The following is a 25,047-nucleotide window of genomic DNA, read 5'->3' as shown; positions in this document are numbered from 1 at the left end:
ATCCTGTTCGTCAGAAGAGTTTGAGCCGGGTCTTGGGTTCGGCTTCCACGCCGGGTTTCTTGACGCCCGGATCATCCGGCGCGCCGCCGAAAAACGGCACGGCTTCCGCCTTTTCATCCGTAACATCGGTTTCCACTGGCGCTTCGATTGTGACCGGCTTTTTCTCCTGCGGGACCGATACGGCCGGCTTGACCTCGATCGGTGCGACCGGGGCGGGTTTCGGTTCGGCGCGTGTCTCCGGCGCGGCTTCGACAATGATCGTTTTCGCGGCCGGTTCGGCCCGTGCGGGCGCTGCGGCAATCGCGTTTTCGATTGTCAGGTCTTCGACTGGAGCTTCGAGCTGGCCGAAAGGCGCTTTCCATTCGAAAGCATCGAGACGGCCGGTGACCGGCGAGACCGGCAGCCATTTTTCCGAAACGACGCCGTCGGCCACCCAGGCGGGGTCGCGCGGCGCGCGCAGCGCCTGCGCCATCCAGTAGCGCACACGGCCCTGATCGCCGGTTTCGGCCTCCTCGATATCGGCCATCAGCAAGAAGATGCTCTCGCGCGGTTCGATCCGGGCGGCGGCCTCGGCCTTGGCCCGCGCCTTGGCGAATTCCTTGGCGTCGAGCGCTGCCTGCGCCACGGCGAACAGGGATTCGATGTTGTTGGGCTTCAAGCTTTCCAGCCGCTCAGCCCGTTTCAGCCGGTCGATGGCGGTATCGCCGCTGCGTGCGCGGACATAAAGTTCGGCGATCTGCGGGTGCGGATCGTTCTTCCAGACGGGCTCCAGAACCGTGGCTGCCTTGCGCAGATTGTCTTCCCGGAGATAGGATTTCGCCGCGATCAGCGCTGCCGGAACGAGGCTCTTGGCAAGCTTGAGAGCGTGCTTGGCATCCTCGCGCGCGCCAACCGGATCGCTTTCCAGCTTTTCGCCGGCCTTGGCGGTAAGAAGCACTGCTTTCAGACGTTCCGCCTCGCCGCGTTCGATGACGCCGGCCGCCTTCTGCTGGTCGAGCAGGCGGATGGCATCGTCCCACTGTCCGTTGCGGCAGCGGTTTTCCAGCGTCGCCTGCGCGGCCCAGGGCAGATAGGGAGCCTTCTCCGCTGCATCCTCGGCATATTGCTGGGCGGCTTCATAGGCGCCCTGACGGCGGGCCTCGATATAAAGGCCGCGAAGGCCAAGTTCGCGTGTCTCGGGATCGCGGGCCATGGCTTCGAATTTGCGCCGTGCCTCGTCATATTTGCCTTCGATGAGATCGGCCTGCGCATCGAGCAGATGGATCAGCGGCTCCTGATCGGCGCTGAGCAACCCTTGAGTGCGGGCCGTCATCTTGCGGGCGAGGATCGCATTGCCGGCCCCGGCAGCGATGAGCCCGGTGGAGAGCGCCTGATAACCACGGTCGCGCTTGCGGGCACGAAAATAACGCCGGGCGGCATTGGGCGAGGTCCAGATGGCATTGACGATCCACCAGACCAACATGACGGTGGCGACCAGCGCCGCGATGATGGAGGCGGCGACCATCAAGCTCATTTCGATCAGCTGGCCCTGCCAGACGATGGAGAGCACACCCGGCCTGTCGGCCAGCCAGGAGAAACCGAAGCCGAGAGCCAGAACGATAACGGCGAAAGTCAGAATTCTGGTCATGCCCTTACCCCTGCCTGCCGGTGCTGGTGATGGCGCGGTTCAACGTGCCGCCGACCAGATTTTCGACCTCGATGCGCGCATCCAGCGATTTCTTGTAATCGGCGGATGCCGTCTTGGCGACATCGGGAAGCCCGTTCCATTCAAGCGCCGCGCCCTGCAGATCGCCGTTGCGCAGCTTGTTTTCCATGCGTGCGATCTTGGCTTCGGGGGTCTCGCCCTCGATATTTCCGACCGGGCGCACCTTCACCAGTGAAAAGGCGCTTTCGGTCAGGCGTTCCATAATGCCCTGATTGGGGTCGGGCTGGTTGACGGCGGAAAGCATCGCATTGGCGACGTCAGGGAATTTCTGCATCAGTTCCGAACGTGACGGCACACCGGTTGCGGCGAAGGATTGCAGCGATGCGATGGCCGGATCGTCGGGCGTTACCTTGGATAGGGTGTCGAGTTCCGTCAGGAACGGCCCACCGCGATCGATCGCGGCCTTCAGCGCGGCGGAAGCGATGGCGCGGGCGACTTCGATATCGTCGCGCGGCTCGTTGATCTTGGCTTCCGCATCCGCAAGACGGCGTGTCAGTTCCGCCGTCGCCGATGCCTGCGCGGATCGCTCCGACTGGAGGGTGGATTCCAGCGCGGCGATTTTTTCCGACAGCCCATCCACCTGCGGGGTCTCACCCTTTGCGCCTTCGAGGGTTGCGATACGCTGTTCCAGCGCCGAGGTGTCGGCGGCCGGCGCACTGGCAAGCTGTTGCCGCAAGCTGTCCAGATCGGTTTTCAGTGCGGCGATTTCCTCGCTTCCCGCCCTGCCTGCATTGAAGGAGGGCAGGATGCCGGCATATTGCATGCTGCCGGCGGCGGCGAGCGCCACAAGGCCGCCGACGATGCCTGCCGCGATCAGGCCGGAGGTTGCCGCCTGTTTGCGCTCCGCCTGCTGCGGTGTGGAGGGCTTTGCCGGTCCTGAAGAGGAGGTCGCCGTCGCTGGTTTTGCAGCGGTGGCGCCGCTGGATGCGCTGGAGGACGCTGTGGAGCCGAAGGCCGGCTTCGCAGCAGCTGCTGCAGCCGCAGTCGCGCTCGTGTCAGTGGCGCCCGTCGACGGTTTTGTCTCGGCTTTAGGCGAAACGGGGGCCGTCGAGACGGGCTCTTTCTGCCTGTCTGCGGGCTGTTTGTCTGCGGGGCTCTCAGCCTTCGGTGCCGTGGCTACGGATTCCGCTTTGCCGACATTGGGTTCCGGCTCGATAGGGGTTTTCTTGGGCTGGTCCCAGATGGGGGCGGGGTTACCCGTTGCGGCTGCTTCGGGCTTTGTGTCCGAAACACCCGGCTCTGCGGCGGCCGCAGGTGTTTTGTCACCGGGCTTTTCGTCCGTCTTGGCAGCGTCCACGTCGGCGGAAATTGCTTTCACGTCTTTCGCGTCCAGGTCGATGGTGACCGGTTCGGCTTTGGACTTGGAGTGGCGTGGCGGCTTTCCCGATACCATGACAACCTCATTTCTGCCTGCAGTAATCTAAACCTAGTCAGTGACGGCGGCAAAGGAAAGAGGCGAGCTCGAATTAGGTTCCAGAGTTATGGTGTAGAAGTTCAAACATCGCGGCCTCGCTCGGTTCTTCGGCGGCCTTGGCGTTTGCGCGGAAGATTTCCGGAACGAGAGAAAACACGTTGCGGCTGATGCAGATGAATTGTGTCGTTGCCAGCGCCGCCACGTATTTTTCCGTCGATACGTGATGAAAAAAGGACCGCGCCGCTTCCGATGAATAGAGCAGGACCACATCGGCAGCGCTTTCGACAAGCGCCGTCTCTAGCATCGTCTCCGAAATGTCGGAGGGCAGCATCTCGTAACAATCCACCGTTCTGAAGGGAATGCCGGCGGCGGCAAGGCCTTCCGCGAAGACGGCGCCACGGGGCCTGCCAGCGAGATAGAGCAGGGGCTCTTCTTCGGAAAATAGAGTCCGGTGCTCAGTCACCAGCGCGGTCAGACTCACGGCGTCGCCGGAGGCGGTGAAAATCTGTTCGAAGCCGGTTTTTTCCGCCGCTTCCGCCGTTGCTCCGCCGACGGCGAAAAGCGGTTTTGACAGATAGGGAGCCAGCCCGTCCCGTGATGTTTCCAGCGCCCGCAGCGCCTCGGCGCTGGTCACCGCGATGGCCGCCAGCGGGGCGGATAGCGCAGAGACGGCGCGTTCGCCATGATGGGCGGGATAAAACAGCGGAAGAAGCACCGGCGCATGGCCAAGCGCTTCAAGCTTTGCGGCCGTCCTTTCGCCCGAACGCTGCGGCCGGGTGACGACGATCCGCATCGGCTCAGCTCCAGCCTTCGAAGAAATTGCTGCCGGCCTTGGCGCGCACGTCTTCGCCGGCCTGCCGGCCGAGCTTTGCCGCATCGCGGCGGTTGCCGGAGGCTTCGATGCCGTGGCTCGTCTGGCCATCGGGGGTGAGGATCAGGCCGGAAAAATGCAATTCCTGGCCATCGCAGGTGGCGTAGCCGGCAATCGGCGTGCGACAGGAACCATCGAGTGCTGCCAGAAAGGCGCGCTCGCAGGTCACGGCATCATGAGTGGGCCTGTCGTTTATGGGAGCGAGCAGTTCGTCCATGCGCGTATCGCCGATGCGGCTTTCCACGCCGATTGCGCCCTGGGCTGGAGCAGGAGGGAATTCCTTCGGGTCGAGAATTTCCGTCGGAACATTGTCCTTACCAAGTCTCTTCAGACCGGCAAAGGCGAGAAGCGTCGCATCCGCCTGGCCTTCCTCCAGCTTACGCAGGCGGGTATCGACCTGACCGCGAAAAATGATGACGCTCAGATCCGGCCGCAGGCGGCGGATCAGCGCCTGGCGGCGCAGGGATGCGGAACCGACCACGGCGCCCTGCGGCAACTCCAGCAGCTTCGGTGCGGTGCGGCCGATGAAGGCGTCGCGTATGTCTTCGCGCGGCAGGAAAGCGGACAGATAGAGGCCTTCGGGCAGAACGGTCGGCATGTCCTTGGAGGAATGCACGGCCATATCGAGTTCGCCGGACAAAAGCTGGCTTTCCAGCTCCTCTGTGAAGAGGCCCTTGCCGCCGATTTCCGACAAAGCGCGGTCGGTTATCCGGTCGCCCTTGGTGGACAGCACGACGATTTCGAACATTTCTTCCGGCAGGCCATGCGCCGCCATCAGCCGGTTGCGCGTCTCGTAAGCCTGCGCGAGCGCCAGCGGGCTGCCGCGCGTGCCGATTCGGAAAGGTTTTGTTTGCATCCGCGTCTATCCATTGTTACCGGAGTTGTCTTAGACCAACTCAGCGCATGATCGCAATGAACGAACAGATTTGATGACCCCCTTTCTTCGTATCCTCGGCATAGAGACAAGCTGTGACGAAACCGCCGCATCCATTGTGGTTCGGCATGCGGACGGCCATGGCGAGATTGTCTCCGACGTCGTTTTGTCGCAGCTTGAGGAACACAGCGCCTATGGCGGCGTGGTGCCGGAAATTGCCGCGCGCGCCCATGTTGAGGCGCTGGATACGCTGGTGGAAGAAGCACTGGAGCAGGCGGGCGTGACCCTTGCCGATGTCGACGCCGTCGCCGCCACCTCCGGCCCCGGCCTCATTGGCGGCCTGCTGGTGGGTTTGATGACGGGCAAGGCCATTGCCAAGGCGGCCGGCAAGCCTCTTTACGCCATCAACCATCTGGAAGGCCACGCGCTGACGGCGCGCCTCACGGATGGTCTGTCTTTTCCCTATCTGATGCTGCTCGTCTCCGGCGGCCATACCCAGCTGGTGCTGGTGCGCGGCGTGGGCGATTATGAGCGTTGGGGCACCACCATCGATGACGCTTTGGGGGAGGCCTTCGACAAGACAGCGAAACTTCTGGGCCTGCCCTATCCCGGCGGGCCTGCGGTCGAGAAGGCGGCGGCGAAGGGTGATCCGAACCGCTTTCCGCTTCCGCGTCCCATGGTCGGCGAAGCACGGCTCGACTTTTCCTTCTCTGGACTGAAGACGGCGGTGCGGCAGGCGGCGACCGCCATCGCGCCGCTTTCCGAGCAGGATATCGCCGATATCTGCGCCTCGTTCCAGAAAGCGGTGTCGCGCACGCTCAAGGATCGGATCGGCCGTGGCCTTGCCCGTTTCAGGCAGGAATTTCCGCACACAGAAACCGAGCCTGCTCTGGTCGTCGCCGGCGGCGTCGCCGCCAACCAGGAAATCCGCCAGACGCTGCAATCGCTTTGCGATACCCATGGCTTCCGCTTCGTCGCGCCGCCGCACCGGCTCTGTACGGACAATGCCGCGATGATCGCCTGGGCGGGGCTGGAGCGCATGGCGGACGGCCGGGACCCAGATCCGCTCGAAATCCCGCCGCGCTCGCGCTGGCCGCTGGATGGCAGTGCGGAGACATTGATCGGTTTCGGTAAAAGGGGAGCCAAGGCCTGATGCAGCGGGAGAAAATCGTCGTCATCGGCGCCGGCGCCTTCGGAACCGCGCTTGCTGTGGTCATCGCGCTGGAAAACCGGCATGACGTGACCCTGCTCGGCCGCGACCCATCCCTGATGGCCGACCTCAGGAGCGACCGCGTGCACGAGGCGGCGCTGCCGGGCGTCGATCTGCCGGATGCGCTTGAATTTTCCGCCGAGCCCGATGTGCTGGCCGGCGCCGGCATCGTCCTCTTCGCCATGCCCTCGCAGGCTCATGCCGATGCGGCCCGTCACTACGGTCCTTATCTGGCTAATGACTCTATCATTGTCACCTGCGCCAAGGGTATCGACCGCAGCTCCGGCCGGCTGCTGACGGAACTTCTGGAAGCGGAACTGCCGCATCATCCGATTGCGGTTCTGTCCGGTCCGGGCTTTGCGGCCGACATAGCGCGTGGTTTGCCGACGGCCATGGCGATTGCGGCGGAAGATGTGGTGATAGCCGAGCGGCTTGCGACCACGATTTCCGGCAAGACCTTCCGGCTTTATGCCTCGACCGACCGCATCGGCGTGCAGCTTGGCGGGGCGCTGAAGAATGTTCTCGCCATTGCCGCCGGCATCGTCGAAGGCGCGGGTCTTGGCGATTCCGCCCGGGCGGCGTTGATTTCGCGCGGGCTTGCCGAAATGTCGCGTCTCATCGTTGCGATGGGCGGGAAGGCGGACACGGTGCGCGGCCTCTCGGGCCTCGGCGATCTCGTGCTAACCGCCACCAGCCACCAGTCGCGAAACCTGCGTTTCGGTATCGCGCTCGGCCGGGGTGAGGGCAAGGATATGTCCGGCGGGCTGGTGGAGGGCGCTTTCGCGGCAGCCGTCGCCGCCCGGCTCGGGGAAAGTCACGCTGTCGACATGCCGGTTACCGAAGCGGTGGCCGCTATCATTGACGGCAATCTGGATGTGGCGAGCGCCATGCAACAATTGATGACACGGCCCATCACCACCGAATGAGGGCGGGTCTTCGCTCCAAACCGCTGACGCGTTTGGAAGACATGTTTTAACGAGGAGACGAAAATGCTGTTTGCCTTTATCTGCAAGGACAAGCCCGGCCATCTGAATGTGCGCATGGAAACGCGCCCGGCGCATCTGGAGCACCTGAACAAGCTGAATGCCGAGGGCGCGCTGAAGATCGCCGGTCCGTTTCTGGATGCCGAAGGCAAGCCGAATGGCAGCCTCGTGATCGTTGACGCCGCCGATATCGACGCCGCGAAGGCTCTCGCCGATGCCGATCCCTACGCCAAGGCCGGCCTGTTCGAAAGCGTTGACGTGAAGCCCTATAATTGGGTCTTCAACAATCCGGGAGCATGACCGGATATGGCGAATTACTGGCTTTACAAGTCCGAGCCGTTCAAATGGTCCTGGGAAATGCAGAAGGCCAAGGGCGAGGCCGGCGAAGAATGGACCGGCGTGCGCAACTATCAGGCGCGCAACAACATGCGCGCTATGAAGATCGGCGACAAGGGTTTCTTCTACCACTCTAATGAGGGGCTGGATGTCGTCGGCATCGTCGAAGTTTGCGCGTTGTCGCATCCGGATTCGACCGCCGAAGGCGATCTGAAATGGGATTGCGTGGATATCCGCGCCGTATGCGACATGCCGCAGCCCGTTTCGCTGAAGGATGTGAAAGCCAATCCGAAGCTGGCGAAGATGTCGCTTGTCACTTCCATGCGGCTTTCCGTGCAGCCGGTGACGGAAGAGGAATATCTTGAGGTCTGCCGCATGGGCGGTCTCGCAAATCCACCGAAGTCACCGGACTGATGCTTCGGTGAGGACCGATCCCGAACGCTTCATTCTCGACAATACCGCCATCATGCATCCGCCGCATGTGCCGGAGTTGCGTCTTCATCTCGCCACCGAAGCCCATGAGCTGTGGCTGAAGACGGAGGACGAGCTGGAAGCGATCGGCCTGCCGCCGCCCTTCTGGGCCTTCGCCTGGGCCGGCGGGCAGGGGCTTGCCCGCTACGTTCTCGATCATCCCGACAGCGTTTCCGGCAGGCGCGTGCTGGATTTCGCCAGCGGCTCCGGTCTGGTCGCCATCGCTGCGGCAAAGGCGGGCGCGGGTACTGTTCTGGCGGCCGATATCGATCCGTGGACAGAGGCGGCCATTCGGCTGAATGCGGCTCTCAATGGCGTGGACATTGCTTTCACCGGGCTTGATCTGGTTGGGAAACCGGTCGAAGCGGATGTTCTACTGGCCGGCGATGTGTTTTACGACCGTGCCTTTGCCGAGCTTCTCGTACCGTGGTTTCTGGAACTGACGGAAAAAGGCGTGACCATCCTCGTCGGCGATCCCGGACGCGCTTATTTGCCCAAAGAGCGGCTCCGCGCGGAGGCGACCTATCAGGTGCCGGTGACGCGGGCGCTGGAAGACAGCGAAGTGAAGAAGACCACGGTGTGGCGTTTTATCTGATCAGCGCATCGCGCATTTGCAGTAAAACGCTTCATGCTTTTACCGGAAATACTCTATGGCCGGATAATGCAGACACCATGCTCGTAGGCGCAGGCGTCGCCAGCGGTTTCAGCACGGACATTGATGATTTTCGCCTTTGGCGCAAGCTGCGCGCCCGTCGCAACCGCTGCGCCTTTCCGTGAAAGCCCGCCGCCAATTGCGAAATAATTGCCGTTGCCGCGAACGCGTAGCGCCGATATCGCACCGACGTAAGTACCGCCGGAGAGGGTGGATGGCAGCCCGTCCATGGAGAAGCTTACCTGCGATTGACGATGTTGATAGTTGTGCTGATAATCACGGCGGCCATAAGAATTCTCTGCCGCCGCTGAAGGCACCACGGTGAAAATGACGCCTGCGACCATCATGGTCAAAGCGGCGATTCGGCGCTGTAACATGAGCCTCATTCTCCGGATTTTCTTGGTTAACCAAAGGTAAATTACACGATTCATGAATTACGTAAAGGTAAATATTTTAGGGGCGTAAATCTTGGAAACGCTCGATTTTTTATTTTGACGCAAAAAAATTCCAAAAAAAATTCGTGAACCAATCGATTAAATTGGAATCGGCCATGAAATGTGCTTGTCGTGATGCTCCCATGTGATTAAACGTCGCGGTTGGTGCAATGCACATTCTTTCGTCATGTGCTGTTGCTTGGGGGCGTCCTGTCTGATGGGCGCACGGGAAAACGCCGCGAGGTTCTGATGGCGAATGCGACTAATAACCGGCCTCTGTCGCCGCATCTTCAAGTTTACAAGCTGATTCCGACGATGGTTGCATCCATCGTGCACCGCATCACGGGCGGCGCGCTTTATTTCGGAACGCTTCTGGTTGCCTGGTGGCTGATCGCTATCGCCTCGGGTCCGGCCTATTACGACTGGGTCAACTGGGCGATGGGCACGATCATCGGCAGGCTCATCCTGATCGGATACACCTGGGCTCTGGTCCATCACATGCTTGGCGGCCTTCGCCATTTCATGTGGGATTTGGGCTACGGCTTCGAAAAGCACTTTACCACCAAGCTGGCAAAGGCCTCGTGGGTGGTGTCGATCTGTCTGACCGCGCTGATCTGGGTCATTGCCCTGATCGTGCGCTGAGGAGATTTTTCATGGATATGCGTACACCTCTCGGAAAGGTTCGCGGCCTCGGCTCCGCCAAGGAAGGCACCGACCATTTCTGGCGTCAGCGCGTAACTGCGGTCGCCAACGTTCCGTTGCTCATCTTCTTTGTCGTCTTCCTCATCAGATATGCCGGCGCGCCCTATCCTGAAGTCGTTGCGGCGCTGTCGAACCCGCTCGTTGCGGTCATCATGGCTCTGGTTTTGGTTTCCGGCCTCATCCACATGAAGCTCGGCATGCAGGTCATCATTGAAGACTACATTCACGCCGAGGTTTCGAAGCTCGTTCTTCTGATGCTCAATATGTTTTTCGCGGTTCTCATTGGCGGTCTTTGCATCTTCGCCATTCTGAAAATCGCATTCGCAGGATAATCCCGCCATGGCATCGATCAGTTCACCTTCCCAGAATGGCAAGGCTTACACCTATGTCGATCACTCCTATGACGTGATCGTGGTGGGCGCCGGCGGCGCGGGTCTGCGCGCAACGCTCGGCATGGCGGAACAGGGTTTCCGCACGGCTTGCATCACCAAGGTTTTCCCGACGCGCTCCCACACGGTTGCGGCGCAGGGCGGCATCGCCGCATCGCTCACCAACATGACGCCCGACTGTTGGCAGTGGCACCTTTACGACACCGTAAAGGGCTCCGACTGGCTCGGCGACGTCGATGCGATGCAATATCTCGCCATGGAAGCGCCGAAGGCGGTCTATGAGCTGGAACATTACGGCGTGCCTTTCTCGCGCAACGAAGAAGGCAAGATCTATCAGCGCCCGTTCGGCGGTCACATGCAGAATTACGGCGAAGGCCCGCCGGTGCAGCGCACCTGCGCCGCCGCTGACCGTACCGGCCACGCCATTCTGCACACGCTTTATGGGCAGTCGCTGCGCAACAATGCGGAATTCTTCATCGAATATTTCGCGCTCGACCTCATCATGTCTCCGGACGGCCGCTGCACCGGCGTCGTCGCCTGGAACCTCGATGACGGCACGATCCATCGCTTTGCCGCCAAGATGGTGGTTCTGGCGACCGGCGGTTACGGCCGCGCCTATTTCTCGGCCACCTCGGCCCACACCTGCACCGGTGACGGCGGCGGCATGATCGCCCGCGCTGGCCTGCCGCTTCAGGACATGGAATTCGTGCAGTTCCACCCGACAGGTATTTACGGCGCGGGCTGCCTGATCACCGAAGGTGCACGCGGCGAAGGCGGTTACCTCGTCAACTCCGAAGGCGAGCGCTTCATGGAGCGTTATGCGCCTTCCGCCAAGGACCTCGCCTCGCGTGACGTTGTCTCGCGCTGCATGACGATGGAAATCCGTGAAGGCCGCGGCGTCGGCAAGAACAAGGACCACATCTTTCTGCACCTCGATCACCTCGATCCGGCGATCCTGCATGAGCGTCTTCCGGGCATTTCCGAAAGCGCCAAGATTTTTGCCGGCGTCGACGTAACACGCGAGCCGATCCCGGTTCTGCCGACGGTTCACTACAATATGGGCGGTATTCCGACCAATTATTGGGGTGAAGTGCTGAATGCCGATGCCAACAACCCTGAACGCATCGCGCCCGGCCTGATGGCCGTTGGCGAAGCCGGCTGCGCCTCGGTGCACGGCGCCAACCGCCTCGGCTCCAACTCGCTGATCGACCTTGTGGTCTTCGGCCGTGCCGCAGCGATCCGCGCGGCTCAGGTCATCAACCGTGACGAGGCGGTTCCCGCTCTCGATACGGCTGCCTGCGACAGGATCATGGAGCGTTTCGACAGCCTGCGTTATGCCAATGGCTCGACGCCGACTGCCGTGCTGCGCGACAAGATGCAGCGCGCCATGCAGGATGATGCAGCGGTGTTCCGCACGCAGGAATCGCTGGAAAGCGGTTGCCAGCGTCTTTCCGCCATCTGGAAGGAACTGCCTGACGTTAAGGTCACCGATCGTTCGATGGTCTGGAACTCCGATCTGGTCGAAACGCTCGAACTGCACAACCTCATGGCCAACGCGATCACCACGGTCTATGGCGCGGAAGCGCGCAAGGAAAGCCGCGGTTCGCACGCCCGCGAGGATTTCGTCGACGGTCCGTTCGCCGGTCGCGACGACGTGAACTGGCGTAAGCACACGCTTGCCTGGGTCAGCCCGGAAGGCGACGTCAAGCTCGACTACCGCCCTGTTCACACCGACCTCATCGCCGACGGCATCGATCCGAAAAAGATCGAGCCGAAGGCGCGCGTCTACTGATTTGAGGAACTGGATATGGTTGAACTCGCTCTCCCCAAGAATTCCCAGATCAGCGAAGGCAAGGTCTGGCCGAAGCCGGACGGCGCCAAGAATGTGCGCGAATACCGCATCTATCGCTGGAACCCGGATGACGGCCAGAACCCGCGCATCGACACCTATTATATCGATGTCGACGATTGCGGGCCGATGGTTCTGGATGCGCTTCTCTACATCAAGAACAATATCGACCCGACGCTGACGCTGCGCCGCTCCTGCCGCGAAGGCATCTGCGGCTCCTGCGCCATGAACATCGACGGCACCAACACGCTCGCCTGCACCAAGGGCATGGAAGAGATCAACGGCACGGTGAAGGTTTATCCGCTGCCGCATATGCCTGTCGTGAAGGACCTCGTTCCCGATCTGTCGAACTTCTACGCCCAGCACCGCTCCATTGAGCCCTGGCTGAAGACGGTTTCGCCGACGCCCGCCAAGGAGTGGAAGCAGAGCCATGAGGACCGCCTGAAGCTGGACGGTCTTTATGAGTGCATTCTCTGCGCCTGCTGCTCCACCTCCTGTCCCAGCTACTGGTGGAATGGCGACCGTTATCTTGGTCCGGCCGTTCTGCTGCAGGCCTATCGCTGGCTGATCGACAGCCGCGATGAGGCAACCGGTGAGCGTCTGGACAATCTCGAGGATCCGTTCCGCCTTTACCGCTGCCATACCATCATGAACTGCGCGCAGGCTTGCCCGAAGGGCTTGAACCCGGCCAAGGCGATCGCGGAAATCAAGAAGATGATGGTCGAACGCCGCGTTTAAAGGCGATTCGCTGACGACAGAAAATCTAGCGGGCCGCGGTCTCGACCGTGGCCCTTTTTACAACCCGGCGTGGGAAAATTCGGTAAAAATCGACCGAAATGGTAATTATCCCGGCCATCGCTTGCGCAAGATAAGGCTTTGGTAATAATTCAGCCTTCTTGTTTGATCATGATCTTTCCGGAAGCGAGAGAATCGGGAGCTTGATATGCAATTCAGATATGTGGTGACGGGCCTTGCGGTTGTGATGACTCTCGCCGGTTGCCAACGTACCTCCTACGATTACAACAACAACGCCAGCAACAATCCCGGTTATACGCCGCCTTTGCAGGCGCAGCCGGTGCCCTCCGTCCAGTCCGGCGCCCTGCCGCCGCCCGGTGGCGCCACGGGCAGCCAGTTCCCGTCGGCACCTGCCTCGGCCGCTCCTGGCGGAACCAATGTCGCTTCTGCCGCTCCGCCGGCAGCCGCACTTGACGTTACCAAGGAATCCATGGTCGGCAATTGGCGCGTTTCCAATGGCGGCGCCAATTGCGACATGTTCCTGACGCTCACCAATCTCGGCAGCGGTTCGCGTGGCGGCACGCGTGGCTGCTCCGGCGAGCTGACGGCGATGGGCTCCTGGGAAGTGTCCGGCAAGATGGTCCTCTTCAAGAACCGTTCGGGCGATACGATCGGCCGCGTCTACAAGAGCGCCGATGCGCGCTTTGACGGCACGACCAATAGCGGCCAGCCGCTCAGCCTCAGCCGATAGAGCATTTCCGGTGTATCCGGATCGCCCTGCCTGTTCTGAGCCATTCCATTCGTCGCGGATGCCTGTCGGTGTCCGCGGCCGGAGCGCTTTTCCATGAAGCCATTGCCCGATTACAATCATAGTGTCGTTGAACAGCTCAACGCATTAACGGCAGCTGGCACCTTGCAGGCGGATGCGGCGCAACTCGGTGTGGCGGCTCACCTCGACCGTATCCTTGCCGATCTGAAGGCACGAAAGCCCGCCAAGAAAAAAAGCGCGCTCGGCTGGATGTTCGCGCGCAAGGCCGGTCCAGCTGCGTCCGTCAAGGGATTGTATGTCTATGGCAGCGTCGGCCGCGGCAAGACGATGCTGATGGACATGTTCTATGAGATGGCGCCCGTTTCTTCCAAACGGCGCTGCCATTTTCACGAATTCATGGCGGATGTGCATAATCGCGTGCATGCGCATCGGCAGAAGCTGAAGAATGGCGAAACCAAACAGGCAGACCCCATTCCGCCTGTCGCGGCCCAACTTCTGGCGGAAGCGGAGCTCCTTTGCTTCGACGAGTTCACCGTTACGGATATTGCCGATGCGATGATCCTCGCCCGGCTGTTCAGCGAACTCTTCGCCAATGGCTGCACTCTGGTAACGACATCCAACGTCGTTCCCGACAATCTCTACAAGGACGGGCTCAATCGCGGCCTGTTCCTGCCTTTCGTCGACTTGCTGAAGAAATATGTTGAGGTCGTGACGCTCGACAGCCCCACCGATTACCGGATGGAAAAGCTGGAAAGCCTGCCGGTCTATGTCACGCCGCTCGACGGTTCGGCGGATCAGGCGATGGATATGGCCTGGCGGCACATGACCGGTGGCCACCTTGTCGCGCCGACGGAAATACCGATGAAGGGCCGCTCCATTCTGGTGCCGCGCGCCAGTGGCCGTGTGGCGCGCTTCTCCTTCTCCGATCTTTGCGAGAAGCCGCTTGGGGCTTCCGACTTCCTTGCCATCGCCAATCGTTTCGATACGGTCTTCATCGACCATATCCCGTTCTTGAATGCGGACAAGCGCAACGAGACCAAGCGTTTCATCATCCTTATCGATGCGCTTTACGACCACAGCGTCCGGCTTTTTGCCTCCGCTGCCGCCATGCCGGAAGACTTGCTCGGCAAGCGCAAGGGCACCGAAGGTTTCGAGTTCGATCGCACCGCCTCGCGCCTGTTTGAAATGCGCAGCGCGGATTATCTGGCGCTGCACCACGAAAAACGCCAGAAAGTTTGACACTTTCGTGACGTATTTTCTTACGTTTACGTAAGAAAATAATGATCTAAACGATTGAAAATATTCACCAGAAAAGAATCTGTTGCCAATTTTAGCCAATGGGGCTAATCGGAGTGCGACAATTTGGCTGCCGGTTTGGCGCGGTGAAATTGAATTGAAGCTCAAGAGGAAGCATTCGATGGCTCGCAAAAAAATTGCACTTATTGGTTCTGGCATGATCGGCGGCACGCTGGCGCATCTCGCCAGCCTGAAGGAACTGGGCGATATCGTCCTCTTCGATATTGCCGACGGCATCCCGCAGGGCAAGGGTCTGGATATTGCCCAGTCCGGTCCGGTTGAAGGCTTCAATGCAAAGCTCACCGGCGCTTCCGATTACGCCGCCATCGAAGGCGCTGACGTCTGCATCGTCACCGCTGGCGTTGCCCGCAAGCCGGGCATGAGCCGCGACGATCTTCTCGGCATCAACCTCAAGGTCATGGAGCAGGTCGGCGCCGGCATCAAGAAATATGCCCCGAATGCTTTTGTCATCTGCATCACCAACCCGCTCGACGCCATGGTCTGGGCGCTGCAGAAGTTCTCCGGCCTGCCGAAGAACAAGGTCGTCGGCATGGCCGGCGTTCTCGACAGCGCCCGTTTCCGCCTGTTCCTCGCCGAAGAATTCAACGTTTCGGTTGAAGACGTCACCGCCTTCGTTCTCGGCGGCCACGGCGACACCATGGTGCCGCTCGCACGCTACTCCACGGTTGCCGGCGTTCCGCTGACCGATCTCGTCAAGATGGGCTGGCTGACCGCCGAGCGCCTCGAGCAGATCATCCAGCGCACCCGTGACGGCGGCGCGGAAATCGTCGGCCTGCTGAAGACCGGTTCGGCCTATTACGCGCCGGCTGCTTCGGCAATCGAAATGGCTGAATCCTATCTCAAGGACAAGAAACGCGTTCTGCCCGCCGCTGCCCACCTCTCGGGCCAGTATGGCGTTGACGACATGTATGTCGGCGTGCCGACCATCATCGGTGCCGGCGGTATCGAGCGCATCATTGAGATCGAACTCAACAAGGAAGAAGAAGCCGCCTTCCAGAAATCCGTCGGCGCTGTCGCTGGTCTTTGCGAAGCCTGCGTCAACATCGCTCCGTCGCTGAAGTAATAGCCTAGCGGCTCCAAACAGGGATTATTCCATGAATATTCACGAATATCAGGCCAAGGCTCTTCTGAAGGGCTACGGCGCGCCGGTTGCTGAAGGCGTCGCCATTCTCAAGGTCGAGGAAGCCGAAGCTGCCGCCAAGCAGCTTCCCGGCCCGCTCTACGTCGTCAAGAGCCAGATCCACGCTGGCGGCCGCGGCAAGGGCAAGTTCAAGGAACTCGGCCCGGACGCCAAGGGCGGCGTTCGTCTGGCGAAGTCCATCGACGAAGTCGTTTCCCACGCCAAGGACATGCTCGGCAACACGCTGGTAACGGCGCAGACCGGTGAAGCCGGCAAGCAGGTCAACCGTCTCTACATCGAAGACGGTGCCGACATTGCCCGCGAACTTTACTGCTCGCTGCTGGTTGACCGTTCCGTCGGCCAAGTTGCTTTCGTGGTTTCCACGGAAGGCGGCATGGATATCGAAGCTGTCGCCCACGACACGCCCGAGAAGATCCACACCATCGCCATCAACCCGGAAAAGGGTGTAAGCGACGCTGACGTTGCTGCGATCTCCAAGGCTCTCGAGCTTGATGGTGTTGCAGCCGAAGACGCCAAGGCGCTCTTCCCGATCCTCTACAAGGCCTTCAACGAGAAGGACATGGCTCTCCTCGAGGTCAACCCGCTGATCGTCATGGAAAATGGCCATCTGCGCGTTCTCGACGCCAAGATGTCCTTCGACGGCAACGCGCTGTTCCGCCACGACGACGTAAAGGCGCTGCGCGACGAGACCGAAGAAGACGCCAAGGAAATCGAAGCCTCCAAGTGGGACCTCGCTTACGTTGCTCTCGACGGCAACATCGGCTGCATGGTCAACGGTGCCGGTCTCGCCATGGCGACGATGGACATCATCAAGCTTTACGGCAAAGAGCCGGCTAACTTCTGCGACGTCGGCGGCGGCGCCGGCAAGGAGAAGGTTGCGGCAGCCTTCAAGATCATCACGGCTGACCCGAAGGTCGAGGGCATCCTCGTCAACATCTTCGGCGGCATCATGAAGTGCGACGTCATCGCCGAAGGCGTAATCGCCGCGGTGAAGGAAGTTGGTTTGCAGGTTCCGCTCGTTGTTCGCCTCGAAGGCACCAACGTCGAACTTGGCAAGAAGCTCCTGAACGAATCTGGCCTTGCGATTACGGCTGCTGACGATCTGGACGACGCAGCCAAGAAGATCGTCGCGGCGATCAACGGCTAATTGAGGGACCGGAAATAATGTCTATTCTTGTTAATAAAGACACGAAGATCCTCGTTCAGGGTCTGACCGGCAAGACCGGCACCTTCCACACCGAACAGGCGCTTGCCTATTACGGCACGCAGATGGTTGGTGGTATTCACCCGAAGAAGGGTGGCGAAACCTGGACCGGTTCCAAGGGCGAAAGCCTGCCGATCTTCGCAACGGTTGCCGAAGCCAAGGAAAAGACCGGCGCAGACGCGTCCGTGATCTACGTTCCGCCGGCAGGTGCAGCAGACGCCATCATCGAAGCCATCGATGCGGAAATTCCGTTCATCACCTGCATCACCGAAGGTATCCCGGTCATGGACATGGTTCGCGTCAAGGCTCGCCTCGACCGCTCCAAGTCGCGCCTGCTCGGCCCGAACTGCCCGGGTATCCTGACGCCGGAAGAATGCAAGATCGGCATCATGCCGGGCTCCATCTTCCGCAAGGGTTCGGTCGGTATCGTTTCGCGTTCGGGCACGCTCACCTATGAAGCCGTGTTCCAGACCTCCAACGAAGGCCTCGGCCAGACCACGGCTGTCGGTATCGGCGGCGACCCGGTCAAGGGCACCGAGTTCATCGACGTGCTGGAAATGTTCCTCGCTGACGACGCCACGCAGTCGATCATCATGATCGGCGAAATCGGCGGCTCGGCTGAAGAAGATGCGGCGCAGTTCCTGATCGACGAAGCCAAGAAGGGCCGCAAGAAGCCGATGGCCGGCTTCATCGCGGGCCGTACGGCTCCGAAGGGCCGCACCATGGGCCACGCCGGCGCTGTCGTTTCCGGCGGCAAGGGTGACGCAGAGTCCAAGATCGCAGCAATGGAAGCAGCCGGTATCAAGGTATCGCCCTCTCCGGCGCGCCTCGGCAAGACGCTGGTTGAAGTCCTCAAGGGCTAAGACCACATGACATCGGTAACGGGCGGCGTGGCTTCAATGCCACGCTGCCCGATGCCGCAAGGAACGACAGACAGAACGGCATACCGCCCCGGCGGCAGACAGCAATAATCAAAGCGGCAGGCCGGCGAACGGCCCTAACGGCATCGAGGAGGCGGACGGATAAGTCCGCAAGAACACAATGGCAAGGCAAGAAGCGAACGAGCAGTTTCAGATCACGTCGTTTCTGGACGGCGCGAATGCAGCCTATATCGAGCAGCTCTATGCCCGGTACGAAGAGGACCCCTCTTCCGTGTCGCCGGAGTGGCAGAGCTTCTTCAAGGCGTTGTCCGATAATCCGGAAGACGTGAAGAAGGCGGCCAAGGGCGCCTCCTGGAAGCGCGCCAACTGGCCGATCCCGGCGAATGGCGAACTGGTATCCGCACTCGACGGCAACTGGGCCACGGTCGAAAAGGCCATCGAGAAGAAGGTTCAGGCGAAAGCTGAGGCCAAGAGCGCCGACACCGGCAAGCCGGTCAGCCAGGCGGAAGTTCTGCAGGCGACCCGTGACAGCGTTCGCGCCATCATGATGATCCGCGCCTACCGCATGCGCGGCCACCTGCATGCCAAGCTCGATCCGCTCGGCATCGCGGTCGCGGTTGAGGATTACAACGAGCTGTCGCCGAAGTCCTACGGCTTCGAGGAAAGCGATTACGACCGCAAGATTTTCATCGATAACGTGCTCGGCCTCGAATACGCGACCGTGCGCGAGATGATCGATATTCTGGAGCGCACCTACTGCTCCACCATCGGCGTCGAATTCATGCACATGTCCAGCCCGGAAGAAAAAGGCTGGATTCAGGAGCGCATCGAAGGTCCGGACAAGGGCGTCGCCTTCACGGCTGAAGGTAAGAAGGCCATTCTGTCCAAGCTGGTCGAAGCCGAAGGCTACGAGCAGTTCCTCGACGTGCGCTTCAAGGGCACCAAGCGTTTCGGCCTCGATGGCGGTGAATCGCTGATCCCGGCGCTGGAGCAGATCATCAAGCGCGGCGGCCAGGAAGGCCTGGAAGAAGTTGTTCTCGGCATGGCCCACCGCGGTCGCCTGAACGTTCTGACCAACGTGATGGGCAAGCCGCATCGCGCCGTGTTCCACGAGTTCAAGGGCGGTTCGTTCAAGCCTGACGATGTCGAGGGTTCGGGCGACGTGAAGTACCACCTCGGTGCCTCCTCCGACCGCGAATTCGACGGCAACAAGGTTCACCTGTCGCTGACGGCCAACCCGTCGCACCTTGAAATCGTCAACCCCGTTGTCATGGGCAAGGCCCGCGCCAAGCAGGACCAGCTGGCCAAGGTGTGGGACGGCGACATCATTCCGCTGTCGGAACGCGCCAAGGTGCTGCCGCTCCTGCTGCACGGCGATGCCGCTTTCGCGGGTCAGGGCGTGGTTGCCGAAATTCTCGGCCTTTCCGGTCTGCGCGGTCACCGCGTTGCCGGCACCATGCACTTCATCATCAACAACCAGATCGGCTTCACGACGAACCCGGCTTTCTCGCGTTCGTCGCCCTATCCGTCCGACGTTGCCAAGATGATCGAAGCGCCGATCTTCCACGTTAACGGCGACGATCCGGAAGCGGTTACCTATGCGGCCAAGGTTGCGACCGAATACCGCATGAAGTTCCACAAGCCTGTCGTCATCGACATGTTCTGCTACCGCCGCTTCGGCCATAACGAAGGCGATGAGCCGGCGTTCACGCAGCCGAAAATGTACAAGGTTATCCGTGGCCACAAGACAGTCGCGCGCATCTATGCCGACCGCCTGATCGCGGAAGGCCTGATGAATGAAGGCGAATTCGAGAAGATGAAGGCCGACTGGCGCGCTCATCTCGAACAGGAATTCGAGGCAGGCCAGTCCTACAAGCCGAACAAGGCCGACTGGCTGGACGGTCAGTGGTCGGGTCTGCGCGCTGCCGACAATGCCGATGAGCAGCGTCGCGGCAAGACCGGCGTACCGATGAAGCAGCTCAAGGAAATCGGCAAGAAGCTGTCGACCATTCCGGAAGGCTTCAGCGCCCACCGCACGATCCAGCGCTTCATGGAAAACCGCTCGCAGATGGTCGAGACGGGCGAAGGCATCGACTGGGCAATGGCGGAAGCGCTTGCGTTCGGTTCGCTCGTTGCCGACGGCCATAAGATTCGTCTTTCCGGTCAGGATTGCGAACGCGGCACCTTCTCGCAGCGTCACTCGGTTCTCTACGATCAGGAAACCGAAGAACGTTACATCCCGCTCGCCAACCTTTCGCCGACGCAGGCCCGTTACGAAGTCATCAACTCGATGCTTTCGGAAGAAGCTGTTCTCGGCTTCGAATACGGTTACTCGCTGGCCCGTCCGAATGCGCTGACCCTTTGGGAAGCTCAGTTCGGCGACTTCGCCAACGGCGCGCAGGTGGTGTTCGACCAGTTCATCTCTTCGGGTGAACGCAAGTGGCTGCGCATGTCCGGTCTCGTCTGCCTTCTGCCGCATGGTTACGAAGGTCAGGGCCCGGAACACTCGTCCGCCCGTCTGGAGCGCTGGCTGCAGATGTGCGCCGAAGACAACATGCAGGTTGCCAACTGCACGACGCCGGCCAACTACTTCCACATCCTGCGCCGCCAGGTGAAGCGCGACTTCCGCAAGCCGCTGATCCTGATGACGCCGAAGTCGCTGCTGCGTCACAAGCGCGCCACCTCTTCGCTGGCCGAGCTTGCAGGCGAGTCCTCCTTCCACCGTCTCCTGTGGGACGATGCTGAAGTCATCAAGGACGGCCCGATCAAGCTGCAGAAGGATTCGAAGATCCGCCGCGTCGTCATGTGTACGGGCAAGGTCTATTACGACCTGCTCGAGGAACGCGAAAAGCGCGGTATCGACGATATCTATCTGCTGCGTATCGAACAGCTTTACCCGTTCCCGGCCAAGGCGCTCATCAACGAGCTGTCGCGCTTCCGCAATGCGGAAATGGTCTGGTGCCAGGAAGAGCCGAAGAACATGGGTGCGTGGTCGTTCATCGATCCTTACCTGGAATGGGTCCTGGCGCATATCGACGCCAAGTACCAGAAGGTCCGTTACACGGGCCGTCCGGCTGCCGCCTCTCCGGCGACCGGCCTGATGTCCAAGCACCTGGCGCAGCTTGCTGCGTTCCTGGAAGACGCGCTGGGAGAGTGAAAACTCTCCCGCATCGCCCCGCAAAAAAGACACCTGAATAACGGAACTAGATCATGGCCACTGAAATCCGCGTACCAACCCTCGGCGAATCCGTCAGCGAAGCGACCGTCGGCACCTGGTTCAAGAAGGTCGGCGATACCGTCAAGGCCGACGAACCGCTCGTTGAACTGGAAACCGACAAGGTTACCGTCGAAGTCCCGGCGCCTGCGTCCGGCGTTCTCACCGAAATCGTTGCGCAGAACGGCGAGACTGTCGGTCTCGACGCGCTTCTCGGCCAGATCGCCGAAGGTGCCGCCGGTGCAGCGACCTCTGCACCTGCCGCAGAACCGGCAAAGCCTGCTGCGGCTGCCGCACCGGCACCTGCTGCCGTTGCCGCACCGGCAACCGGCTCCATGCCGCCCGCACCTGCCGCCGGCAAGCTGCTTGCTGAAAACAACCTGTCCGCCGATCAGGTCGACGGTTCGGGCAAGCGCGGTCAGGTTCTGAAGGGTGACGTTCTCGCCGCTGTCGCCAAGGGCGTTTCGGCACCGGCCGCCGCGCCGGCTCCGGCTGCAGCCCCCCGCCCGGTTTCCGCAGAGCAGGATGCCGTTCGCGAAGAGCGCGTGAAGATGACCCGCCTGCGTCAGACCATCGCCCGCCGCCTGAAGGATGCGCAGAACACCGCCGCCATGCTGACCACCTATAACGAGGTGGACATGAGCGCCGTCATGGACCTGCGTAACCGTTACAAGGACGTGTTCGAGAAGAAGCACGGCGTCAAGCTCGGCTTCATGGGCTTCTTCACCAAGGCCGTGACTCACGCGCTGAAGGAACTGCCCGCCGTCAACGCTGAAATCGACGGCACGGACATCATCTACAAGAACTATTGTCACGTCGGCATGGCTGTCGGCACCGACAAGGGCCTCGTCGTTCCGGTTATCCGCGATGCCGACCAGCTCTCCATCGCCGGCGTCGAAAAGGAACTCGGCCGCCTCGCCAAGGCAGCGCGTGACGGTTCGCTCGGCATGGCCGACATGCAGGGCGGCACCTTCACCATCACCAATGGTGGTGTCTACGGTTCGCTGATGTCCTCGCCGATCCTCAATGCACCGCAGTCGGGCATCCTCGGTATGCACAAGATCCAGGAGCGTCCGGTCGCCATCGGCGGTCAGGTCGTCATCCGTCCGATGATGTATCTTGCGCTCTCCTACGATCACCGTATCGTTGACGGCAAGGAAGCCGTGACCTTCCTCGTTCGCGTCAAGGAAAGCCTGGAAGATCCGGAACGTCTGGTTCTCGATCTCTAAGACTGAAACAGGGGAGAAGAGGGATGGAAAACCTGGCCGGCGGGAATGGACCTTTCGTGTTCCTGCTGTCGCTCAGCGTCGTTCTTCTTCTCCTGCATATCTGCCTTCAGGCCATGTCCGCGACGCGGGAACTCGGCCTTGCCTGGAATGCGGGCGCGCGCGATACCCGGCAGGACCTCAAAGGGGTGTTTGCAGGGCGTGCGCAGCGCGCCTCGGATAATTTTCGCGAGACCTATCCGGCTTTCGTCGGTCTCACTCTCGCTCTTGCGATCGCCGGTGACGCTTCCGGCTGGGGGCTGACGGGCGGCTGGATATGGACCATGGCGCGCATCGTCTACATCCCGCTTTATCTGGCAGGCGTGCCCTATGTGCGGTCGACCGCGTGGGTCGTGTCCCTTGGCGGTCTGGTCCTCATGCTTGTCGCGCTGATCTGAGGTCGAGCCTATGCATCAATATCTCATCGAACTTGCATCCCTGATGGCGATCTTCTCCTTTGCGATCGTCTCGCCCGGCGCCGATCTCGCTATGGTCATGCGTCAGGCCATGGTGCACGGTCGCAGACAGGCCATCATCACCAGCTTCGGGGTGGGGACGTCTTTGATGTTCCACGTCACCTATACGATCCTCGGACTTGGCCTCATCATCTCCCAGTCGATCTATCTCTTCAACATCGTCAAATGGCTGGGCGTCGCCTATCTGATCTATATCGGCATCAAGGCGCTGCGCGCCGGCAAGACCGAATTGCCCGCCGCTGAAGATGAAGGCGTTCAGGCGAAAAGCAGCCAGACGGCGCTTAAGGCTTTCACGCTCGGTTTCGCGGCGAACGCGCTCAATCCCAAGCCGGTGTTTTTCTTCCTGTCGATCTTTTCGACAGTGGTTCACGCTCACACGCCGGTCGCCATCAAGTTCGGATACGGTCTTGTCATGGCGAGCTGCCTTATCCTGTGGTTCGTCGGTGTCAGCCTGTTCATGACGACGCCGCGCATGCGGGCTGCATTTCAGCGCGCCAGCCAATGGATCGACCGCACCAGCGGCGTGGTCTTCATCGCTCTCGGTATAAAACTCGCAACGGAAAAAGCGGCCTGAGTTTCAGGTCAAACGCAAGCAGGGCAATGATCCGGCATCTTGCCCGACATCAATCAGGAAAACGAACATGGCATATGATGTAGTTGTAATCGGCACAGGCCCCGGCGGTTATGTTTGCGCGGTCAAGGCGGCACAGCTCGGCCTGAAGGTCGCTGTCATCGAAAAGCGCGCGACCTATGGCGGCACCTGCCTCAATGTCGGCTGCATCCCCTCCAAGGCGCTGCTGCACGCGTCCGAAACCTTCGCCCATGTCGCCCATGGCGTCGATACGCTCGGTATCGAAGTCGCCGCGCCGAAGCTGAACCTTGAAAAGATGATGGGCCATAAGGACGGCGTGGTGAAGGCCAATGTCGACGGCGTTTCCTTCCTGTTCAAGAAGAACAAGATCGATGCCTTCCAGGGCACCGGCAAGGTGGTTTCCGCCGGCAAGGTTTCCGTCACCAACGACAAGGGCGAGAGCCAAGAAATCGAAGCGAAAAACATCGTCATCGCCACGGGTTCGGATGTTGCCGGCATTCCGGGCGTTCAGGTCGATATCGATGAAAGCGTCATCGTGTCCTCCACCGGCGCGATCGCTCTTTCCAAGGTTCCGGAAAAGCTCATCGTTGTCGGCGGCGGCGTCATCGGCCTCGAGCTCGGTTCGGTCTGGTCGCGTCTCGGCGCCAAGGTCACTGTCGTTGAATATCTCGACAATATTCTCGGCGGCATGGATGGCGAAGTTTCCAAGCAGGCCCAGCGCCTGCTCGCCAAACAGGGTCTCGATTTCAAGCTCGGCGCGAAGGTGACGGCCGTTGAAAAGACCGCTGCCGGTGCAAAGGTGGTGTTCGAGCCGGTCAAGGGCGGTGCTGCCGAAACGCTGGAAGCAAACGTCGTGCTGATCTCCACCGGTCGCAAGCCCTACACCGAAGGTCTCGGCCTTGCGGAAGCCGGCGTTGTGCTGGACAGCCGCGGCCGTGTCGAAATCGACGGCCACTACAAGACCAATGTCGATGGCATCTATGCGATCGGCGACGTGGTGAAGGGTCCGATGCTGGCGCACAAGGCGGAAGACGAGGGCGTTGCTCTCGCGGAAATCCTCGCCGGCCAGCGCGGCCATGTGAATTACGATGTCATTCCGGCAGTGGTCTATACGCAGCCTGAAATCGCTTCCGTCGGCAAGACCGAGGAAGAACTGAAGGCCGCAGGCATCGCCTACAAGGTCGGCAAGTTCCCCTTCACCGCCAATGGCCGCGCCCGCGCCATGCAGGTGACGGATGGTTTCGTGAAGATCCTTGCCGACAAGGAAACCGACCGGGTTCTTGGCGGCCACATCGTCGGCTTCGGCGCTGGCGAAATGATCCACGAAATCACCGTGCTGATGGAATTCGGCGGTTCTTCGGAAGATCTGGGCCGCACCTGCCATGCGCACCCGACCATGTCGGAAGCCGTGAAGGAAGCGGCGCTGGCGACCTTCTTCAAGCCGATCCACATGTGATCGGTGTTGGAGCCCTCTACTCCAACATTAAATTTCAGTCATCTGCCAAACCCCGGCTTGCCATGTAGGCCGGGGTTTTCCATACTCGCGCCACAGCCTGTCTAACC

Annotated in this window: 24 protein-coding genes; 19 read left to right on the top strand and 5 right to left on the bottom strand. The window is 60.8% G+C overall.

Features of this window, described 5'->3' with window-relative positions; all coding sequences use genetic code 11:
- Positions 1–10 precede the first annotated feature (10 nt).
- The 4 genes from ACQZ60_RS21525 to hemC form a co-directional block, all read right to left on the bottom strand.
- A complete protein-coding gene (locus tag ACQZ60_RS21525; RefSeq protein WP_020813556.1) occupies positions 11–1,627 on the bottom strand; it encodes a heme biosynthesis protein HemY in 1,617 nt (538 codons plus the stop codon).
- Between the two features lie 4 nt (positions 1,628–1,631).
- Complete coding sequence (locus ACQZ60_RS21520; RefSeq protein ID WP_448736106.1) at positions 1,632–3,098, bottom strand: mitofilin family membrane protein; 1,467 nt, start codon at positions 3,096–3,098, stop codon at positions 1,632–1,634.
- Positions 3,099–3,171: 73 nt separating this feature from the next.
- Complete coding sequence (locus ACQZ60_RS21515; protein WP_035262459.1) at positions 3,172–3,912, bottom strand: uroporphyrinogen-III synthase; 741 nt, start codon at positions 3,910–3,912, stop codon at positions 3,172–3,174.
- Positions 3,913–3,916: 4 nt separating this feature from the next.
- Positions 3,917–4,846, bottom strand: a complete 930-nt coding sequence (gene hemC / locus ACQZ60_RS21510; RefSeq protein WP_035262460.1) for a hydroxymethylbilane synthase — start codon at positions 4,844–4,846, stop codon at positions 3,917–3,919.
- 73 nt (positions 4,847–4,919) lie between these two features.
- Between hemC and tsaD the strand changes: the two genes are divergently transcribed.
- From tsaD to ACQZ60_RS21485, 5 genes are all read left to right on the top strand, one after another.
- The gene (gene tsaD, locus ACQZ60_RS21505) at positions 4,920–6,017 is read left to right on the top strand and encodes a tRNA (adenosine(37)-N6)-threonylcarbamoyltransferase complex transferase subunit TsaD (protein WP_448736105.1); all 1,098 of its coding nucleotides are present in this window, start codon (positions 4,920–4,922) and stop codon (positions 6,015–6,017) included.
- Positions 6,017–7,000: an NAD(P)H-dependent glycerol-3-phosphate dehydrogenase gene (locus ACQZ60_RS21500; RefSeq protein WP_448736104.1), complete on the top strand. Its 984-nt coding sequence runs from the start codon at positions 6,017–6,019 to the stop codon at positions 6,998–7,000. The genes tsaD and ACQZ60_RS21500 overlap by 1 nt, the downstream gene beginning before the upstream one ends.
- 63 nt (positions 7,001–7,063) lie before the next feature.
- Complete coding sequence (locus ACQZ60_RS21495; protein WP_448736103.1) at positions 7,064–7,357, top strand: YciI-like protein; 294 nt, start codon at positions 7,064–7,066, stop codon at positions 7,355–7,357.
- Between the two features lie 6 nt (positions 7,358–7,363).
- Positions 7,364–7,807, top strand: a complete 444-nt coding sequence (locus ACQZ60_RS21490) for an EVE domain-containing protein (protein WP_003523502.1) — start codon at positions 7,364–7,366, stop codon at positions 7,805–7,807.
- 7 nt (positions 7,808–7,814) lie between these two features.
- Positions 7,815–8,459 (top strand): class I SAM-dependent methyltransferase, encoded by a 645-nt coding sequence (locus ACQZ60_RS21485; RefSeq protein WP_448736102.1) that lies wholly within the window; start codon positions 7,815–7,817, stop codon positions 8,457–8,459.
- Positions 8,460–8,512: 53 nt separating this feature from the next.
- On the opposite strand, the gene ACQZ60_RS21480 is transcribed toward ACQZ60_RS21485, so the two are convergent.
- Positions 8,513–8,893 (bottom strand): hypothetical protein, encoded by a 381-nt coding sequence (locus ACQZ60_RS21480; RefSeq protein ID WP_448736101.1) that lies wholly within the window; start codon positions 8,891–8,893, stop codon positions 8,513–8,515.
- A gap of 306 nt (positions 8,894–9,199) precedes the next feature.
- On the opposite strand from ACQZ60_RS21480, the gene sdhC reads away from it, so the two are divergent.
- The 14 genes from sdhC to lpdA all read left to right on the top strand — a co-directional run bounded on the left by sdhC (position 9,200) and on the right by lpdA (position 24,940).
- Positions 9,200–9,592 (top strand): succinate dehydrogenase, cytochrome b556 subunit, encoded by a 393-nt coding sequence (sdhC, locus tag ACQZ60_RS21475; RefSeq protein ID WP_003523506.1) that lies wholly within the window; start codon positions 9,200–9,202, stop codon positions 9,590–9,592.
- Between the two features lie 11 nt (positions 9,593–9,603).
- Complete coding sequence (gene sdhD / locus ACQZ60_RS21470) at positions 9,604–9,984, top strand: succinate dehydrogenase, hydrophobic membrane anchor protein (RefSeq protein ID WP_020811956.1); 381 nt, start codon at positions 9,604–9,606, stop codon at positions 9,982–9,984.
- Positions 9,985–9,991: 7 nt separating this feature from the next.
- Complete coding sequence (gene sdhA / locus ACQZ60_RS21465) at positions 9,992–11,833, top strand: succinate dehydrogenase flavoprotein subunit (protein WP_174057456.1); 1,842 nt, start codon at positions 9,992–9,994, stop codon at positions 11,831–11,833.
- Positions 11,834–11,848: 15 nt separating this feature from the next.
- The gene (locus ACQZ60_RS21460) at positions 11,849–12,628 is read left to right on the top strand and encodes a succinate dehydrogenase iron-sulfur subunit (RefSeq protein WP_003523509.1); all 780 of its coding nucleotides are present in this window, start codon (positions 11,849–11,851) and stop codon (positions 12,626–12,628) included.
- A gap of 205 nt (positions 12,629–12,833) precedes the next feature.
- Complete coding sequence (locus tag ACQZ60_RS21455) at positions 12,834–13,376, top strand: protease inhibitor Inh/omp19 family protein (protein ID WP_142779826.1); 543 nt, start codon at positions 12,834–12,836, stop codon at positions 13,374–13,376.
- 93 nt (positions 13,377–13,469) lie between these two features.
- A complete protein-coding gene (gene zapE / locus ACQZ60_RS21450) occupies positions 13,470–14,633 on the top strand; it encodes a cell division protein ZapE (RefSeq protein ID WP_448736100.1) in 1,164 nt (387 codons plus the stop codon).
- A 178-nt stretch (positions 14,634–14,811) separates the two neighbouring features.
- Complete coding sequence (gene mdh, locus ACQZ60_RS21445; RefSeq protein ID WP_003523512.1) at positions 14,812–15,774, top strand: malate dehydrogenase; 963 nt, start codon at positions 14,812–14,814, stop codon at positions 15,772–15,774.
- 31 nt (positions 15,775–15,805) lie between these two features.
- Positions 15,806–16,999, top strand: a complete 1,194-nt coding sequence (gene sucC, locus ACQZ60_RS21440) for an ADP-forming succinate--CoA ligase subunit beta (protein WP_080853030.1) — start codon at positions 15,806–15,808, stop codon at positions 16,997–16,999.
- Between the two features lie 17 nt (positions 17,000–17,016).
- Positions 17,017–17,919 carry a succinate--CoA ligase subunit alpha gene (gene sucD, locus ACQZ60_RS21435; protein ID WP_003492390.1) on the top strand — a complete coding sequence of 301 codons (903 nt, stop codon included), beginning with the start codon at positions 17,017–17,019 and terminating at the stop codon, positions 17,917–17,919.
- A 178-nt stretch (positions 17,920–18,097) separates the two neighbouring features.
- Positions 18,098–21,094, top strand: coding sequence for a 2-oxoglutarate dehydrogenase E1 component (locus ACQZ60_RS21430; protein WP_035263524.1), 2,997 nt, complete (start codon positions 18,098–18,100; stop codon positions 21,092–21,094).
- Between the two features lie 53 nt (positions 21,095–21,147).
- The gene (gene odhB, locus ACQZ60_RS21425) at positions 21,148–22,380 is read left to right on the top strand and encodes a 2-oxoglutarate dehydrogenase complex dihydrolipoyllysine-residue succinyltransferase (RefSeq protein WP_035263525.1); all 1,233 of its coding nucleotides are present in this window, start codon (positions 21,148–21,150) and stop codon (positions 22,378–22,380) included.
- Positions 22,381–22,403: 23 nt separating this feature from the next.
- On the top strand, positions 22,404–22,814 hold the full coding sequence (locus ACQZ60_RS21420) for an MAPEG family protein (RefSeq protein WP_448736099.1): 411 nt from the start codon (positions 22,404–22,406) through the stop codon (positions 22,812–22,814).
- A 10-nt stretch (positions 22,815–22,824) separates the two neighbouring features.
- Entirely contained in the window at positions 22,825–23,466 is a 642-nt protein-coding gene (locus ACQZ60_RS21415) for a LysE family translocator (protein WP_269831305.1), read from the top strand.
- A gap of 67 nt (positions 23,467–23,533) precedes the next feature.
- Positions 23,534–24,940, top strand: coding sequence for a dihydrolipoyl dehydrogenase (gene lpdA, locus ACQZ60_RS21410; protein ID WP_448736098.1), 1,407 nt, complete (start codon positions 23,534–23,536; stop codon positions 24,938–24,940).
- Positions 24,941–25,047: the final 107 nt, after the last annotated feature.

This window comes from Agrobacterium sp. 22-223-1 (genome assembly GCF_053522385.1).
This window is presented reverse-complemented; position numbering and strand designations above follow the sequence as displayed.

Excerpts from the sequence above, each read along its gene's own strand:
- ACQZ60_RS21525 (WP_020813556.1), bottom strand. The coding sequence starts at position 1,627 with ATGACCAGAATTCTGACTTTCGCCGTTATCGTTCTGGCTCTCGGCTTC.
- ACQZ60_RS21520 (WP_448736106.1), bottom strand. The coding sequence starts at position 3,098 with ATGGTATCGGGAAAGCCGCCACGCCACTCCAAGTCCAAAGCCGAACCG.
- ACQZ60_RS21515 (WP_035262459.1), bottom strand. The coding sequence starts at position 3,912 with ATGCGGATCGTCGTCACCCGGCCGCAGCGTTCGGGCGAAAGGACGGCC.
- hemC (WP_035262460.1), bottom strand. The coding sequence starts at position 4,846 with ATGCAAACAAAACCTTTCCGAATCGGCACGCGCGGCAGCCCGCTGGCG.
- tsaD (WP_448736105.1), top strand. The coding sequence starts at position 4,920 with ATGACCCCCTTTCTTCGTATCCTCGGCATAGAGACAAGCTGTGACGAA.
- ACQZ60_RS21500 (WP_448736104.1), top strand. The coding sequence starts at position 6,017 with ATGCAGCGGGAGAAAATCGTCGTCATCGGCGCCGGCGCCTTCGGAACC.
- ACQZ60_RS21495 (WP_448736103.1), top strand. The coding sequence starts at position 7,064 with ATGCTGTTTGCCTTTATCTGCAAGGACAAGCCCGGCCATCTGAATGTG.
- ACQZ60_RS21490 (WP_003523502.1), top strand. The coding sequence starts at position 7,364 with ATGGCGAATTACTGGCTTTACAAGTCCGAGCCGTTCAAATGGTCCTGG.
- ACQZ60_RS21480 (WP_448736101.1), bottom strand. The coding sequence starts at position 8,893 with ATGTTACAGCGCCGAATCGCCGCTTTGACCATGATGGTCGCAGGCGTC.
- sdhC (WP_003523506.1), top strand. The coding sequence starts at position 9,200 with ATGGCGAATGCGACTAATAACCGGCCTCTGTCGCCGCATCTTCAAGTT.
- sdhD (WP_020811956.1), top strand. The coding sequence starts at position 9,604 with ATGGATATGCGTACACCTCTCGGAAAGGTTCGCGGCCTCGGCTCCGCC.
- sdhA (WP_174057456.1), top strand. The coding sequence starts at position 9,992 with ATGGCATCGATCAGTTCACCTTCCCAGAATGGCAAGGCTTACACCTAT.
- ACQZ60_RS21460 (WP_003523509.1), top strand. The coding sequence starts at position 11,849 with ATGGTTGAACTCGCTCTCCCCAAGAATTCCCAGATCAGCGAAGGCAAG.
- ACQZ60_RS21455 (WP_142779826.1), top strand. The coding sequence starts at position 12,834 with ATGCAATTCAGATATGTGGTGACGGGCCTTGCGGTTGTGATGACTCTC.
- zapE (WP_448736100.1), top strand. The coding sequence starts at position 13,470 with ATGAAGCCATTGCCCGATTACAATCATAGTGTCGTTGAACAGCTCAAC.
- mdh (WP_003523512.1), top strand. The coding sequence starts at position 14,812 with ATGGCTCGCAAAAAAATTGCACTTATTGGTTCTGGCATGATCGGCGGC.
- sucC (WP_080853030.1), top strand. The coding sequence starts at position 15,806 with ATGAATATTCACGAATATCAGGCCAAGGCTCTTCTGAAGGGCTACGGC.
- sucD (WP_003492390.1), top strand. The coding sequence starts at position 17,017 with ATGTCTATTCTTGTTAATAAAGACACGAAGATCCTCGTTCAGGGTCTG.
- ACQZ60_RS21430 (WP_035263524.1), top strand. The coding sequence starts at position 18,098 with ATGGCAAGGCAAGAAGCGAACGAGCAGTTTCAGATCACGTCGTTTCTG.
- odhB (WP_035263525.1), top strand. The coding sequence starts at position 21,148 with ATGGCCACTGAAATCCGCGTACCAACCCTCGGCGAATCCGTCAGCGAA.
- ACQZ60_RS21420 (WP_448736099.1), top strand. The coding sequence starts at position 22,404 with ATGGAAAACCTGGCCGGCGGGAATGGACCTTTCGTGTTCCTGCTGTCG.
- ACQZ60_RS21415 (WP_269831305.1), top strand. The coding sequence starts at position 22,825 with ATGCATCAATATCTCATCGAACTTGCATCCCTGATGGCGATCTTCTCC.
- lpdA (WP_448736098.1), top strand. The coding sequence starts at position 23,534 with ATGGCATATGATGTAGTTGTAATCGGCACAGGCCCCGGCGGTTATGTT.